Annotated in this window: 15 protein-coding genes; 10 read left to right on the forward strand and 5 right to left on the reverse strand. The window is 60.7% G+C overall.

The window, feature by feature from the left end:
- Nucleotides 1-93: 93 nt before the first annotated feature.
- A complete protein-coding gene (locus AC07SU_RS17770) occupies nucleotides 94-1332 on the reverse strand; it encodes an MFS transporter (RefSeq protein WP_176998470.1) in 1239 nt (412 codons plus the stop codon).
- 318 nt (nucleotides 1333-1650) lie between these two features.
- Here AC07SU_RS17770 and AC07SU_RS17775 point away from each other — a divergent pair, with 318 nt between their 5' ends.
- From AC07SU_RS17775 to AC07SU_RS17785, 3 genes are read left to right on the forward strand one after another with little or no spacing between them, the layout of a single operon-like run.
- Nucleotides 1651-3090, forward strand: a complete 1440-nt coding sequence (locus AC07SU_RS17775) for a cytochrome ubiquinol oxidase subunit I (RefSeq protein WP_058427712.1) — start codon at nucleotides 1651-1653, stop codon at nucleotides 3088-3090.
- A gap of 1 nt (nucleotide 3091) precedes the next feature.
- Entirely contained in the window at nucleotides 3092-4099 is a 1008-nt protein-coding gene (cydB, locus tag AC07SU_RS17780; RefSeq protein ID WP_176998469.1) for a cytochrome d ubiquinol oxidase subunit II, read from the forward strand.
- 12 nt (nucleotides 4100-4111) lie between these two features.
- On the forward strand, nucleotides 4112-4279 hold the full coding sequence (locus tag AC07SU_RS17785) for a DUF2474 domain-containing protein (RefSeq protein ID WP_176998468.1): 168 nt from the start codon (nucleotides 4112-4114) through the stop codon (nucleotides 4277-4279).
- 66 nt (nucleotides 4280-4345) lie between these two features.
- Here the strand turns inward: AC07SU_RS17785 and AC07SU_RS17790 are convergent, their stop codons facing one another.
- Together AC07SU_RS17790 and AC07SU_RS17795 are read right to left on the reverse strand one after the other, a co-directional pair.
- The gene (locus tag AC07SU_RS17790; RefSeq protein WP_494997763.1) at nucleotides 4346-5470 is read right to left on the reverse strand and encodes a methyltransferase; all 1125 of its coding nucleotides are present in this window, start codon (nucleotides 5468-5470) and stop codon (nucleotides 4346-4348) included.
- 171 nt (nucleotides 5471-5641) lie between these two features.
- Complete coding sequence (locus tag AC07SU_RS17795; protein WP_494997764.1) at nucleotides 5642-6352, reverse strand: helix-turn-helix transcriptional regulator; 711 nt, start codon at nucleotides 6350-6352, stop codon at nucleotides 5642-5644.
- A gap of 446 nt (nucleotides 6353-6798) precedes the next feature.
- Between AC07SU_RS17795 and AC07SU_RS17800 the strand changes: the two genes are divergently transcribed.
- Nucleotides 6799-7575 (forward strand): ferredoxin--NADP reductase, encoded by a 777-nt coding sequence (locus tag AC07SU_RS17800; protein ID WP_176998465.1) that lies wholly within the window; start codon nucleotides 6799-6801, stop codon nucleotides 7573-7575.
- Nucleotides 7576-7615: 40 nt separating this feature from the next.
- On the opposite strand, the gene mscL is transcribed toward AC07SU_RS17800, so the two are convergent.
- Nucleotides 7616-8032, reverse strand: a complete 417-nt coding sequence (gene mscL / locus AC07SU_RS17805) for a large-conductance mechanosensitive channel protein MscL (protein WP_176998464.1) — start codon at nucleotides 8030-8032, stop codon at nucleotides 7616-7618.
- Between the two features lie 287 nt (nucleotides 8033-8319).
- On the opposite strand from mscL, the gene katB reads away from it, so the two are divergent.
- The 4 genes from katB (at nucleotide 8320) to AC07SU_RS17825 (ending at nucleotide 12668) form a co-directional block, all read left to right on the forward strand.
- On the forward strand, nucleotides 8320-9861 hold the full coding sequence (katB, locus tag AC07SU_RS17810) for a catalase KatB (RefSeq protein WP_494997765.1): 1542 nt from the start codon (nucleotides 8320-8322) through the stop codon (nucleotides 9859-9861).
- A gap of 122 nt (nucleotides 9862-9983) precedes the next feature.
- The gene (locus AC07SU_RS17815; RefSeq protein WP_494997766.1) at nucleotides 9984-10523 is read left to right on the forward strand and encodes an ankyrin repeat domain-containing protein; all 540 of its coding nucleotides are present in this window, start codon (nucleotides 9984-9986) and stop codon (nucleotides 10521-10523) included.
- A 35-nt stretch (nucleotides 10524-10558) separates the two neighbouring features.
- A complete protein-coding gene (gene radA, locus AC07SU_RS17820; protein WP_176998461.1) occupies nucleotides 10559-11926 on the forward strand; it encodes a DNA repair protein RadA in 1368 nt (455 codons plus the stop codon).
- Nucleotides 11927-11942: 16 nt separating this feature from the next.
- Entirely contained in the window at nucleotides 11943-12668 is a 726-nt protein-coding gene (locus tag AC07SU_RS17825; protein WP_494997767.1) for a hypothetical protein, read from the forward strand.
- 3 nt (nucleotides 12669-12671) lie between these two features.
- Here the strand turns inward: AC07SU_RS17825 and AC07SU_RS17830 are convergent, their stop codons facing one another.
- Nucleotides 12672-13040, reverse strand: coding sequence for a PilZ domain-containing protein (locus tag AC07SU_RS17830; RefSeq protein ID WP_494997768.1), 369 nt, complete (start codon nucleotides 13038-13040; stop codon nucleotides 12672-12674).
- A 174-nt stretch (nucleotides 13041-13214) separates the two neighbouring features.
- Between AC07SU_RS17830 and AC07SU_RS17835 the strand changes: the two genes are divergently transcribed.
- Both AC07SU_RS17835 and AC07SU_RS17840 read left to right on the forward strand, forming a co-directional pair.
- The gene (locus AC07SU_RS17835; RefSeq protein WP_016973844.1) at nucleotides 13215-15281 is read left to right on the forward strand and encodes a carbon starvation CstA family protein; all 2067 of its coding nucleotides are present in this window, start codon (nucleotides 13215-13217) and stop codon (nucleotides 15279-15281) included.
- Between the two features lie 15 nt (nucleotides 15282-15296).
- A complete protein-coding gene (locus AC07SU_RS17840) occupies nucleotides 15297-15494 on the forward strand; it encodes a YbdD/YjiX family protein (protein WP_003194308.1) in 198 nt (65 codons plus the stop codon).
- The last annotated feature ends 90 nt before the right edge of the window (nucleotides 15495-15584 follow it).

Here is a 15584-nt window from a genome sequence, read left to right on the forward strand (position 1 = left end):
CCCCCCCCCCCCCCCCCCCCCCCCCCCCCCCCCCCCCCCCCCCCCCCCCCCCCCCCCCCCCCACCCCAGCTCCTACAGGGATTGTTGCTTGGGTCAGGCCTTGGTCTCTTCCACCGGCACATGCATGCGGTCGCGATTGGCCAGGGTCGGGAACAGCTTGATCCACACGCCCGTCACCAGCAGCGTGCCAATCCCGCCCATCACCACCGCCGGCACGGTGCCGAACCAGTGGGCGGTGATGCCCGACTCGAACTCGCCCAATTGGTTGGACGCGCCGATAAACAAGCCGTTGACCGCACTCACTCGCCCGCGCATTTCATCCGGTGTTTCCAATTGCACGAACGATGCGCGGATCACCATGCTGATCATGTCCGCCGCGCCCAGTACCACCAGCACGGCCAGGGAAAACCAGAACGAGGTCGACAGGCCGAAGGCGATGGTCGCCACGCCGAACACGCCCACTGCGGTGAACATCACCCGGCCGACATGGCGGTCAACCGAGAACCGTGCCAGCCACAGCGACATCAACAACGCTCCCACCGCAGGCGCCGAGCGCAACAGGCCCAGGCCCCAGGCGCCGGTCAGCAGGATGTCCTTGGCGAACACCGGCAGCAGCGCGGTGGCGCCGCCCAGCAGTACGGCGAACAGGTCCAGGGAGATGGCGCCGAGGATGTCCGGGCGGCTGCGGATAAAGCGAATCCCGGCCAGCAGCGAGTCCATGGTGGCCTTGGCTTTGTTCAACGGGGTCTGGCGTGCAGGCAGGTTCAGGGTCAGCACGCAGGCAATCAGGTACAGCGCCACGGTGGGGCCGTAGACCCACACGCTGCCGAACGCGTAGAGCAGACCGCCGAGGGCGGGTGCGACGATGGTCGCCAGTTGCTGGGCCGATTGTGACGACGCCACCGCACGCGGAAACAATGCGGTCGGCACGATGCTCGGCAGCAGCGCCTGGGTGGTGGGCATTTCAAAGGAGCGTGCGGCGCCCAGCAGGAAGGCGAGGATGAAGATCATCTCGCGGGTCACGTTGCCGGTCAGGCCGCCGATGGCCAGGCTCAAGGCAATCAACGCCTGCACGGTCTGGCAGATGGCTGCCACCTTGCGCCGCTCGTAGCGGTCGGCCACGTGCCCGGTGTGCAGCATGAACAGCACGCGTGGCACGAACTCCACCAGGCCGACCAAGCCCAGGTCCAGCACGTTGCCGGTCAGTTGGTAGAGGTTCCAGCCGATGGCCACGGTGAGCATCTGGAACCCGCTGGCGGTGAAGATACGCGCCAGCCAGAACGCGATGAAAGGGCGGTGGTGACGCAACAGCAACGCGGGTTCACTAGGCATCGGGAGTTCAGGTCAGGGCCGGAGGGAGCGCCGAGATTATCATCAACTTGTAACAGATAGTTGCAACAACTGAGCTGAGGCAGTCTGTCACGCGGCAAAAGACCACGCCGTCCTACGTCAAAATTAGGACTACTCTTTCAGCAATGCTTGATCCAGATCAAAACCCGCCCCGGGATTGCTCTGGCGGCCGCGAGGCCAGATTCCCTACGTGGTTGGTTAAAAAAGAAACGAATTTGAATTCGCCACACTCCATATCCGTGGGGGCAGTGGGTGCAGGCTCCCAGCCAGCAGCCGGTATTACCTGACAGAGGAAGACTTATGTTCGGTTTGGAGGCGCTAGATCTCGCCCGAATTCAATTCGCGTTCACCATCTCTTTCCACATCCTGTTCCCGGCGATCACCATCGGCCTGGCCAGTTACCTCGCGGTACTGGAAGGCTTGTGGCTCAAGACCCACAACGACACCTACCGTGACCTCTACCATTTCTGGTCGAAGATCTTTGCCGTCAACTTCGGCATGGGCGTGGTCTCCGGTTTGGTCATGGCCTACCAGTTCGGCACCAACTGGAGCCGCTTCTCGGACTTCGCCGGCGCCGTCACCGGGCCGCTGCTGACGTACGAAGTGCTCACGGCCTTCTTCCTCGAGGCCGGTTTCCTGGGGGTGATGCTCTTCGGCTGGAACAAGGTGGGGCGCAACCTGCACTTCTTCTCCACCGTGATGGTGGCGGTCGGTACGCTTATTTCGACGTTCTGGATCCTGTCGTCCAACAGCTGGATGCAGACACCCCAGGGCTTCGAGATCATTGATGGCCGCGTGATCCCAACCGATTGGTTTGCGGTGGTCTTTAACCCGTCATTCCCTTATCGCCTGGCGCACATGGCCACGGCGGCCTTCGTGGCCACGGCGTTCTTTGTCGGCTCCTCGGCGGCCTGGCACTTGCTGCGCGGCAAGGACAACCCGGCGATTCGCAAGATGCTGTCGATGGCGATGTGGATGGCCCTGATCGTCGCGCCGATCCAGGCGGTGATCGGTGACTTCCACGGCCTCAACACCCTCAAGCATCAACCGGCGAAAATCGCTGCAATTGAAGGCCACTGGGAAAACATCGGTAACGAACCCACGCCGCTGATCCTGTTTGGCTGGCCTGACATGAAGGCCGAAAAAACCAAATACGCGGTGGAGATTCCCTACCTGGGCAGCCTGATCCTGACCCACTCCCTGGATAAACAGGTGCCGGCGCTCAAGGAGTTCCCGCCTGAGGATCGGCCTAATTCCACCATCGTGTTCTGGTCGTTCCGGGTCATGGTCGGCCTGGGCTTCCTGATGATCTTCACCGGTTTGTTCAGCCTGTGGCTGCGTCGGGGCGACAAGATGTACACGTCCAAGCCGTTCCTGTACCTGGCGTTGTGGATGGGCCCGTCCGGCTTGATCGCGATTCTCGCCGGCTGGTTCACCACCGAAATCGGCCGTCAGCCGTGGGTGGTCTACGGGCTGATGCGCACGGCGGATGCTTCATCGGGGCATAGCCTGGCGCAAATGACGATTACGTTGGTGTTGTTCGTGGTGGTGTATTTCGCGCTGTTTGGTGCGGGCCTTGGCTACATGATGCGCCTGGTGCGCAAAGGTCCGCAGACCCATGAGGGCAGTGAGCCAACCCACGGTGGTCCTGGCCAGAAACGCACGCCGGCCCGTCCGTTGTCGGCCGCCGATGATGGCAGCGATGACGACCACACCCACATCCAGCACAAGGGGCATTGAGATGGGCATTGATCTTCCGCTGATCTGGGCCGTGATCATCATCTTCGGCATCATGATGTACGTGGTCATGGACGGCTTCGACCTGGGCATCGGCATTCTCTTTCCGTTTATCCCGGGCAAGACTGACCGTGACGTGATGATGAACACGGTCGCCCCGGTATGGGACGGTAACGAAACCTGGCTGGTACTCGGTGGCGCCGCGCTGTTTGGTGCGTTCCCGTTGGCCTATTCGGTGGTGTTGTCGGCGCTGTACCTGCCGCTGATTTTGATGCTGATCGGGCTGATCTTTCGCGGTGTGGCCTTCGAGTTCCGCTTCAAGGCCAAGGACCACAAGCGTCACCTGTGGGACAAGGCGTTCATCGGCGGCTCGCTCGCGGCCACGTTCTTCCAGGGCGTGGCGCTGGGCGCCTTTATCGATGGCATACCGGTGGTTGACCGCCAGTTTGCCGGCGGCTCCCTGGACTGGCTCACGCCGTTCACGATGTTCTGCGGTGTGGCGTTGGTGGTTGCCTACGCCTTGCTCGGCTGCACCTGGCTGATCATGAAAACCGAAGGCAAGTTGCAGGAACAGATGCACAACCTGGCGCGGCCGCTGGCATTCGTGGTGTTGGCCGTGATCGGTATCGTCAGCCTGTGGACACCGCTGGCACACCCGGAAATCGCCTCGCGCTGGTTCACCCTGCCAAACCTGTTCTGGTTCCTGCCGGTGCCGATCCTGGTGCTGGTGACCATGTACGGGCTGATCCGCGCCGTGGCACGTAACGCTCACTACACGCCGTTCCTGCTGACACTGGTGCTGATCTTCCTCGGCTACAGCGGCCTGGGGATCAGCCTGTGGCCGAACATCATCCCGCCGTCGGTGTCGATCTGGGACGCCGCCGCGCCGCCGCAAAGCCAGGGCTTCATGCTGGTGGGCACGTTATTCATCATCCCGTTCATCCTGGGCTACACCTTCTGGAGCTACTACGTATTCCGCGGCAAGGTCACCCACGAAGACGGCTACCACTAGGAGGGTCGCGACATGGCGGGCAAACCTTCGTTGCACGAGATTGAACAGGCCGAGAAACAGCCGTTGTGGCGGCGCCTGGGGTGGTTGGCGATGATCTGGACCGGCAGCGTGCTGGCCCTGTTTGTCGTGGCCAGCCTGATGCGCATGTTCATGAATGCGGCCGGCCTGACCACCCACTGACATCCCGATCCGGGCCTCGCGGCCCGGCTTTTCAACCCTGCCCTTTGCGAGAACGGCAGGGTTTTTTTATTTGCGCGCTTTGAGGATCACGAACTTCGGCGTGGTGGCGACTTGCTCGACACCACGGAACAACCGCGCCAGTTTGGTGTGATAACCCAAGTGACGGTTACCGACGATGTACAGGGCGCCACCGACCACCAAACTTTCCCGGGCTTGCTGGAACATGCGCCAGGCGAGGAAGTCGCCCACCACCTGTTGCTGGTGGAACGGCGGATTGCACAGCACCACGTCCAGCGAACCGGGCTCCTGGCCGGCCAGGCCATCACCGGCCCGCACGCTCACTTCACGCTCGCCCAGCGCGGCGCGCCAGTTCTCGGCAGCCGATTGCACGGCCATATAAGACTCGTCCACCAGGGTGTACTGCGCGTCGGGGTTGTGCAGGGCACTGGCAATCGCCAATACGCCGTTGCCGCAACCCAGGTCGGCCACGCGGGCGCTGCCGAGGTTTTTGGGCAGGTGGGGCAGGAAGGCACGGGTACCGATGTCCAGCCCTTCGCGGCAGAACACGTTGGCATGGTTGAGCAGTTCGATGGCCGGCGCTTCCAGGGCATAACGGGTCGGGTAGGGTGACACCGCCGTTGGGCGATCCGCTTGGGTCGCGATCAGCAGGCGTGCCTTTTTCACGGCCAGGGAGGCGTGCATCGGGCCGATGTAGCGTTCCAGCAAGTCGCCCGCAGCCCGTGGCAGGTGCTTGATCATGCCGGCGGCGATCACTTCGGCGTCGGGCGCCAATTGGCCTTGCAGGCGGATCAGTTGTTCCTCCAGCAGCGCCAGGGTCTTGGGCACGCGGATCAGGACGCGATCAAACGGCCCGCTCGGCACCTGGCTGGCCGGGACGAACGTGACCGCGTCAAACGCCTTGCCGTTGCGCGACAGGTTCTTCTCCAGGCCCTGGGCGGCGAGGAATGAGTCGCCGCTGGTGGTGACCTGCACGTGCCCCTCAAGGCTGGCGGCCAGGGCGCCAAAACTGTCGTTGAGCACCAGCACGCGGGTTGTGGCTTGCGGCTGCTGTTCGGCCAGGTAGCTGAGCAAATACTCGTCGGCCGCATCGAAGGCCTGCAATGGATCGTTGTGTTGCTCTGGCTGGCGAATCAGATCGAGCTGGGCGAAGGGGCTGTCGAGCAGGGGCATGGCGGGGGAGGCTCTGGGTCATCGATGGGTGTTCGGCCGGCTGCGCAGGTGCTGGCGGAACCGTCTGAGTGGACTGCGAAGCGGTGCTTGAAGCACTGCGTCACCACTCAGAATTGGCTGCGAATGTTACTTTTTTTTCGATGTAATTACATGCGGGGATTGATACGTCACTCAAAACAGGCCTGCTTTCGAGGCCGTGAGCACTGCAGCAATCTTGTTATTGACCCCTAACTTGATGAACGAATTTTTCAAATGAAAGCCCACCGTACGTTCCGAGAGGCAAAGAATCGTCGCGATGTCCCCGGCGGTCTTGCCCATGGCCGACCATTTGAGAATCTCTGTTTCTCTGGGGGATAGTTTGTTGGGCGCCTGAGGCGCGGGCTTGTCTGCGTATTTCTTGGCGACCACCGCGTGCATCGCGTGACACATCCACAACACCTGGCCGGCTTTTTCGTAAAGCTCTTGGGGGCTGACATCACCTTCGCCGCGCCCCAGGGTCAACATACTGAAGACGCCCTGGAAGTCGTGGACTGATTGGCTCCAGCCCAAGTGCACACCGAACGATTGCGCCAGGTCCCATAAGTTGGGCGTGGCATGGAAGGCTTTCTCCTCCCAGACAATCGGAAGCACGCAACGTTTACAGTGGCCAACAACGGGGTCTACATCATAGAAGTGCGCTTGCTTGTAAATGGTGTTCCATTCATTGGGGTAATTGTTTATCTGGATCGGTTCAGTTTGATTTTTAGGTAATTGGGAACTCATCGTAAATGAGCAGAATTGGAAGCCGAGCTCGTAGGTGTGGTTGACAACCATTTCAAACACACTGGTGATCTCGTTCTCGCCTTCCAGTTTGGGGAGCCGTGTGTTCCGCCAGTTAAGCATGGGTAAATCTCCATAGGTTTCTCCGTGACTTGGGTACGTCCTAATCCCCCAAAGCAGCACGAAAATGAGTGTAGGACATAGCCTACTGACGCTGGTGAAAAAAAAGTTATGGATAACTAGGCTTTAGGTAGTTATGCCTTGTACAACGCACTGCTTTTGGTAAGGATTATTCAGTCTGCGAGAAAAACCTTTTGGTTTTAATGGTTTATCACTAGTGCCAAAGTGATAGCTAATAAGCGTGCAGCGACATCTAGCGAATTATTCCGAGCTTCCTAATAGAGAAATGATTAGTTCGCACTATTTGCCTATTACTGTTTCAAAAACGTAACGCAATTCCACTCAAAGGGCCGGAGAAACCCTGAACGCAACAATGCCAGTACCAATCGTCGGTGTTTGCACGGGTTGTTTTGAGCGACACTAGGGGCCTGTGCAAAACGGAGTTCCCCATGACGGCCAGTGCTGAGAAATTCACCCGCCAAACCTTGCTCGATGTGCAATCGCTGACCCCTAGTCTGTTCACCTTGCGCACCACCCGCGACCCCGGCTTTCGGTTCACGGCGGGCCAGTTTGTACGCCTGGGCGTTACCAAAGCCGATGGCAGTACCGTGTGGCGCGCTTATTCCCTGGTGTCTTCACCGTTTGATGAGCATCTGGACTTCTTCTCTATCGTCGTTCCGGGCGGCGAATTCACCAGCGAGCTGAGTCGCTTGCAGGTGGGCGATACCTTGATGGTGGAGCGCCAGGCCACGGGTTTCCTGACTCTGAACCGCTTTGTCGATGGGCGTGATTTGTGGCTGCTGGGCACCGGCACCGGGGTGGCGCCCTTTCTGTCGATCCTGCAGGACTTTGAAGTGTGGGAAAAATTCGAACGCATCGTACTGGTTTACAGCGCCCGGGAAGCCAAGGAATTGGCCTACCAGTCACTGATCAAGGAACTGGGCGAGCGTGAGTACCTGGCCGAGTACGCGCACAAACTCACGTACATTCCGATCGTCACCCGTGAGCAGCATCCGGGCGCGTTGAATGGGCGCATTACCACACTGATCGAAAATGGTGAATTGGAGCGTGCCGCAGGTGTCGAGCTGACCCCTGAGCACTCCCGCGTATTGATTTGTGGCAACCCGCAGATGGTCGACGACACCCGCCAACTGCTCAAGCAGCGCGACATGCAACTGAGCCTGAGCCGACGCCCCGGCCAGGTGGCGGTGGAAAACTACTGGTAGAAAAAAGGCGCCTCAAAAGGCGCCTTTTTTGGGTCCGCGATTAAAGCGGCTTGTTGTTCTGGGCTTTGAGCAGGTCCCGAATCTCGGTCAGCAGCTCTTCCTCTTTGGTCGGAGTCGGCGGCAGGGTAGGTGCCACGGCTTCTTCGCGCTTGAGGCGGTTGATGGCTTTCACGCCCATGAAAATCGCAAACGCGATGATCACGAAGTCGATGATGCTCTGGATGAATTTGCCGTAAGCCAGTACCACGGCCGGCGCCCCGCCTTGTGCGGCCTTGAGCTGGATGGCCAGGTCGCCGAAGTCCACGCCGCCGATCAGCAGGCCGATAGGTGGCATCACCACGTCCCCTACAAACGAGGAAACAATTTTGCCGAAGGCGGCGCCGATGATAATACCGACGGCCATATCGACCACATTACCTTTGACCGCGAAGGCCTTGAACTCACTGATCACGCCCATAGGTTATTCCTTGTTACAGATGAGAAGGGTGGAAGTCAGTGTAATTCAGTCGTAGAGGGCTTGCGCGACACAACTGTTAACACTGTTAGTTTTTATCGACACATTAAATCGCAAATAGTTTGCAAAGTGCCACCAATCGCGCGCGAAATACCCGTGGTTTCAGTGGGTTACCACCTTATTTTATTAATCGGGTTGGTACGGCTTTTCTATTTATCTTCCTGCGCTCGGATCACTAGCCTCTGGCAAGCACAACTGAATGTGCATTAAAAAAACCAGAGGAAACCTCGATGAAAACCCCCATGAGTCGCAGGCCTGTTTCAGCGCGAGTCGCGCTGGCATTGGCCACCGCCAGCCTGCTGTCCCTCTCCGTGCAGGCCGCCAACCTGACTCGCGATAACGGCGCGGCGGTCGGTGACAACCAGAACTCGCAGACGGCCGGCGCCAATGGCCCGGTGCTGCTGCAAGATGTGCAACTGATCCAGAAACTGCAGCGTTTTGACCGCGAGCGCATCCCGGAGCGTGTGGTGCATGCCCGTGGCACCGGGGCCCACGGCACCTTCACGGTCACCGATAACCTCAGCGACCTGACCAAGGCCAAGGTGTTTGCCGCCGGTGAATCCACCCCGGTGTTCGTGCGGTTCTCTGCGGTGGTGCATGGCAACCACTCGCCTGAAACTCTGCGTGACCCGCGCGGCTTCGCTACCAAGTTCTACACCGCCGAAGGCAACTGGGATTTAGTGGGCAACAACTTCCCGACCTTCTTTATTCGCGATGCCATCAAGTTCCCGGACATGGTCCATGCGTTCAAACCGGACCCGCGCACTAATCTGGACGATGACTCACGCCGTTTTGACTTCTTCTCCCATGTTCCGGAAGCCACTCGCACGCTCACCGAGTTGTACTCCGACTCCGGCACCCCTGCGAGTTACCGGGAAATGGACGGCAATGGCGTACATGCCTACAAGTTGATCAACGCCAAGGGTGAAGTGCACTACGTCAAGTTCCACTGGAAGAGCCTGCAAGGCATAAAGAACCTCGACCCCAAACAAGTTATCGACGTTCAGGGGCGTGACTACAGCCATATGACCCATGACTTGGTCACCCATATCAACAAGGGCGACTTCCCCAAGTGGGATCTGTACGTGCAAGTGCTCAAGCCTGAAGACCTGGCCAAGTTCGACTTCGACCCCTTGGACGCCACCAAGATCTGGCCGAATGTGCCCGAGCGCAAAGTGGGGCAGATGGTCCTGAACCGCAACCCGGCGAACGTCTTCCAGGAAACCGAGCAAGTGGCCATGGCCCCGGCGAACCTGGTGCCGGGTATCGAGCCGTCGGAAGACCGCCTGCTGCAAGGCCGGGTGTTCTCCTACGCCGACACCCAGATGTACCGCCTGGGCCCGAACGCCCTGCAACTGCCGATCAATGCTCCCCGGGTGACCGTTAATAACGGTAACCAGGATGGTGCGATGAACATCGGCAAGACCACCAGCGGCGTGAACTACCAGCCAAGTCGCCTGGAACCCCGGGAAGAACCGCAAACCGCACGCTACAGCCAGCTGGCGCTGTCGGGCAGCACCCAGCAGGCGAAGATCCAGCGTGAGCAGAACTTCAAGCAGGCCGGTGATCTGTATCGCAGCTACAGCAAGAAAGAGCGTCAGGACTTGATCGACAACTTCGGCGGCTCGTTGGCCACCACCGATGACGAGAGCAAGCACATCATCCTGTCGTTCCTCTACAAGGCGGACCCGGAGTACGGCACCGGCGTGACCAAAGTGGCCAAGGGCGACCTGGCACGCGTGAAAGCGCTGGCCGAAAAACTCACCGACTAACCCCACACCCCTGTAGGAGCCGGCTTGCCGGCGATGGCGTCCTTGATCGTAATGCAAACCTCAAGGGCCTCATCGCCGGCAAGCCGGCTCCTACGGAGGGTGCGCGTTAGGGAGGATTTGTTATGCGAATTTTGATGGGCGCCGTGCTGGTTTGCCTGACGTTCGGCGCATGGGCCGAGCCCGCCGACCCTGCGAAGCTCAAGGCACAACTGCAGGATTATTACTTCGACGCCGCCCGCCGTGGCGACCTCGACATGCTCAACACCTTTATCGAGTCCGGCTACAGCCTAAATACCCAGGACGACAAGGGCTACACCGCGCTGATCCTCGCCGCCTACCACGGCCGGGGTCCGTTCGTGGAGCGCTTGCTCAGCGCCGGCGCCGACGCTTGTGTGCAGGACAAACGCGGCAACACTGCGCTGATGGGCGCGATCTTCAAGGGTGAGCTGAAAATCGCCCAGCGCCTGCTGGCCACCGACTGCAACCCCGACCAGCGTAATGGTGCCGGGCAGACCGCCGCCATGTACGCCGGGCTGTTCAAGCGGGTCGAGCTGCTCGATGCCCTCAAGGCCAAGGGCGCCGACCTGAATGCCGAAGACCCGATCGGTAACAGCGCTTCACGCTTGGCCAGTGGTGAAATCCGGACCTCGGCGCCGCGCTGAGCTATCATCGCGGTTTTTCGGTTGGAGGTTCTCAAATGGCAAAGGCCAAGCGCATGTACGGCTGCACGGAGTGCGGCGCGACCTTTCCCAAGTGGGCCGGCCAGTGCACCGAGTGCGGTGCGTGGAACACCCTGACTGAAACCATGATCGAAAGCGGCGGCGCCGCAGCTCCCACTGGCCGTGCCGGCTGGACCGGGCAGCAGGCGCAGATCAAGACCCTGGCCGAAGTCAGCGTCGAAGAAATCCCGCGTTTCTCCACCGCTTCCGGTGAGCTGGACCGGGTGCTCGGCGGCGGTCTGGTGGACGGCTCGGTGGTGCTGATCGGCGGCGACCCGGGCATCGGCAAGTCGACCATCCTGCTGCAAACCCTGTGCAGCATTGCCAGCCGTATGCCGGCGCTGTACGTCACCGGTGAAGAATCCCAGCAACAAGTGGCTATGCGTGCGCGGCGCCTGGGGCTGCCCCAGGATCAGTTGCGGGTCATGACCGAAACCTGCATCGAAAGCATCATCGCCACGGCGCGTATCGAAAAGCCCAAGGTGATGGTGATCGACTCGATCCAGACCATTTTTACCGAACAACTGCAATCGGCACCTGGCGGCGTGTCCCAGGTGCGCGAAAGTGCGGCGCTGCTGGTGCGCTATGCCAAGCAGAGCGGCACGGCGATCTTCCTGGTGGGCCATGTGACCAAAGAGGGCGCGCTGGCCGGGCCACGGGTGTTGGAACATATGGTCGACACCGTGCTGTATTTCGAAGGCGAGTCCGATGGCCGTCTGCGGCTGTTGCGCGCCGTGAAGAACCGCTTTGGTGCCGTGAACGAGCTCGGCGTGTTTGCCATGACCGACCGGGGCTTGAAAGAAGTCTCCAATCCATCGGCGATTTTTCTCACACGTGCTCAGGAAGAAGTCCCGGGCAGTGTGGTGATGGCGACGTGGGAAGGCACCCGGCCGATGCTGGTGGAAGTGCAGGCGCTGGTGGATGACAGCCACTTGGCCAACCCACGTCGGGTCACGCTGGGCCTGGATCAGAACCGCCTGGCCATGTTGCTCGCGGTGCTACACCGCCACGGCGGCATTCCGACCCACGATCAGGACGTGTTCCTCAACGTGGTCGGCGGGGTCAAGGTGCTGGAAACGGCATCCGACCTGGCGTTGATGGCAGCGGTGATGTCGAGCTTGCGCAATAAACCGCTGCCTCACGACCTACTGGTGTTCGGCGAGGTCGGCCTGTCGGGCGAAGTGCGCCCGGTGCCGAGCGGTCAGGAACGGTTGAAAGAAGCGGCCAAGCACGGCTTTAAACGCGCAATCGTGCCCAAGGGCAATGCGCCGAAAGAGTCGCCGCCGGGCTTGCAGATCATTGCTGTCACACGCCTTGAGCAGGCGTTGGATGCACTTTTTGAATAAACCAGGGATGGATGCCATGCAACGTTCGAAATGCTGGGGCGCAGTCGCCCTGTTTGTCGCCTTGGCCGGGCTGCCTGCTTTGGCGTGGGCCGAGCTGCCCGCCGGTTACCGTCTGGCGCAAAAGCTGGCAACGGATGACGGCAGTGTCCTGCAGGTGCTCGAAGACCAGCGCATCAGCGCTCAGTTGCACAAGGACAGTTGGGGCAATGGCCTGGACGAGGACTCGTTCGACGAGCCCGGCGACCTGGTGGAAAACCCGCTGCTCGAGGCCCAAGTGCGGTTAGTGTCGGCCTCCGGCGACGTGATCGCCCACGAAGACCTCGGCTACCCGCTGGCCGAGGTTAAAAAGGCGCCGCTCAAAGGCCTGCCGGAGACGGTGTATTTCCTGGTCATCGACCAGACCGCACCGATGGGCAGCTACAGTGGCCCGGCCACACAACTGTTGATGCCCGCCAAACACCACCTCAAGCGGATGGACTGCAAAGGCACCGACGGCAAGGTCAAGCCATTGATCCTGGCCCAGACCGGCAAGGCCGCCTGGCAGGCTGCCACGCCAGCCGCTGGCGGGGTGGATGAATTGCTGCAAGTGTCGTCCTTCATGGACGGTGACGGCGACGAAGACTTCGTCACCCGTTACACCACCTACCGTTTTGCCGACGACCTGTGGCAGGCCGCGTCGACTCAGAAAGCCGGCTTCTGGGAGTCGGAAGGCGACTTCCCGGCCCGTGCGGCTTTTCCCTGACGGCTAAACCTCGAGCAAGGCACCCAATTCGCGGTGCAGCTCATCCTCATCGCCCAGGTTCAGCTCGATCAGCCGCTTCAGGTGGCTGATCGAATCCAGGTCAATGTGTTCGCACACAAAACCCAGCTGTCCGTGATCGTCATGGGCCAGCTTCACCTGCATCTTGATATGCGCCTGTGGGTCCAGGCGGATATCCACGTCAAACAGGCGCTTGCCATTGCCCCGCCAGTCGTCAGGGCGCTCCACCAGCAACCCGCGCAACGACAAATCCACCAGTTGCACCGGCCAATTCCAGCTGTCCTGGGCAATGGTTGTCCTGGCATCAAAGGCGATTCGTCGAAAACGGCGGCGGTCAGACGGTTGCTCGGTCATGGTTAAACCCTCTGTGAATAGAAGGATTGTAGCCTTGCGCCATCACCCGGCTTTTATTTCTGCTTTTTTTGCCATGGCAAGGCTCTAGACCAACGTAGGGGGGTGGTCTTTGAAGCCAACAGCGCTAAACTCGGGATGGCTGTCCTTTCTGTCCACCCTGGCTGGAATATAAAAATGAAAAATAATAATAGCCTGCTACGCCACCTACCCTGGCTGGTGCTGGCAATCGTAGGAGCGTGCGCCCTGGGCGTAGTGGCCTTGCGCCGCGGCGAGGCGATCAACGCCTTGTGGATTGTGGTCGCTGCGGTGGCCATCTACCTGGTTGCATACCGCTACTACAGCCTGTTCATCGCGAATAACGTGATGCAACTCGATCCACGGCGGGCCACCCCCGCAGTGCTCAACAATGACGGTCTGGACTATGTGCCGACCAACAAACACATCCTTTTCGGTCACCACTTTGCGGCGATTGCCGGTGCAGGCCCGCTGGTCGGCCCGGTGCTGGCTGCGCAAATGGGCTACCTGCCCGGCACGCTCTGGCTGATTGCCGGCGTGGTGCTGGCCGGTGCGGTACAGGACTTCATGGTCCTGTTCCTGTCCACCCGTCGCAACGGCCGTTCCCTGGGGGACATGGTCCGCGAAGAAATGGGGCGTATCCCGGGGACCATCGCGCTGTTCGGCTGCTTCCTGATCATGATCATCATCCTCGCGGTGCTGGCGCTGATCGTGGTCAAGGCCCTGGCGGAGAGCCCATGGGGCATCTTCACCGTGATGGCGACCATCCCGATCGCGATGTTCATGGGCGTGTACATGCGCTACATCCGCCCGGGCCGCATCGGCGAGATCTCGATCATCGGCGTGTTGTTGCTGCTGGGTTCGATCTGGCTGGGCGGGCAGATTGCCGCCGACCCGGTGTGGGCCAAGGCCTTCACCTTCAGCGGGATCCAGATCACCTGGATGTTGATCGGCTACGGTTTCGTCGCTGCGGTACTGCCGGTGTGGCTGATCCTCGCGCCGCGTGACTACCTCTCCACCTTCCTGAAAATCGGCACCATCATCGCCCTGGCGATCGGCATCCTGGTCACCATGCCAGAGCTGAAAATGCCGGCCCTGACCCAATTCATCGACGGCACCGGCCCGGTGTGGAAAGGCGGCCTGTTCCCGTTCCTGTTCATCACCATCGCCTGTGGCGCGGTCTCGGGTTTCCACGCGCTGATCTCCTCGGGCACCACGCCCAAGTTGTTGGATAACGAAACCAACGCACGCTACATCGGTTACGGCGCGATGCTGATGGAGTCGTTCGTGGCCATCATGGCCATGGTTGCTGCCTCGGTGATCGAGCCGGGCGTGTACTTCGCCATGAACAGCCCGGCCGCCGTGGTCGGTGGTGACGTGGTGGCTGTGGCGCAAACCGTCAGCAGCTGGGGCTTTGCAATTACGCCCGAGGCGCTGACCGCTGTGGCCCATGACATCGGTGAAACCACCATCCTGGCCCGTGCCGGTGGTGCGCCGACCTTGGCGGTGGGGATCGCGCAGATCCTGCACAGCGTGCTGCCGGGTGAAAACACCATGGCGTTCTGGTACCACTTTGCGATCCTGTTCGAAGCGCTGTTCATCCTGACTGCAGTTGATGCCGGCACCCGTGCCGGGCGCTTCATGCTGCAGGACCTGCTCGGCTCCTTCGTGCCGTCGCTCAAGCGTACCGAGTCGTGGACGGCCAACCTGATCGCCACCGCAGGCTGCGTGGCGATGTGGGGTTACCTGCTGTACCAAGGCGTGATCGACCCTCTGGGCGGTATCAACACCTTGTGGCCGCTGTTCGGTATCTCCAACCAGATGCTGGCCGGTATCGCGCTGATGCTCGCCACCGTTGTGCTGATCAAAATGAAACGCCAGCGCTACATCTGGGTGACCATGCTGCCGGCCGTGTGGCTGCTGATCTGCACCACCACCGCAGGCTTCATCAAGCTGTTCGACGCCAACCCGGCGATCGGCTTCCTGTCGCTGGCCAAGAAATACAGTGATGCCCTGGCCAACGGCCAGATCCTGGCCCCGGCCAAAAGTGTCGACCAGATGCAGCACGTGATCTGGAACGCCTACACCAACGCAACGCTGACGGCGCTGTTCCTGTTCGTGGTATTCAGCATCCTGTTCTATGCGCTCAAGGTCGGCGTCGCCGCCTGGGGCAACAAGGAACGCACGGATAAAGAAGCCCCGTTCCAGGCCGTACCGGACGCATGATCGAGGATTGCAACCATGTTCAATGACATCAGTCGCCTCGGTAAATACCTCGGTCAGGCCGCGCGCCTGATGGTCGGCATGCCCGACTACGACACGTACGTCGAGCATATGCAAACCAAACACCCGGACAAACCGGTGATGGACTACAAGGCGTTCTTCCGGGAACGCCAGGAAGCCCGTTACGGTGGCAAGGGTGGGCCCAAGTGCTGTTGAAACACCGCACTTGACCACAACACCTCACTGTAGGAGCCCGGGGGGGGGGGGGGGGGGGGGGGGGGGGGGGGGGGGGGGGGGGGGGGGGGG

The sequence above is a fragment of the Pseudomonas sp. GW821-FHT05H12 genome, from assembly GCF_059419385.1.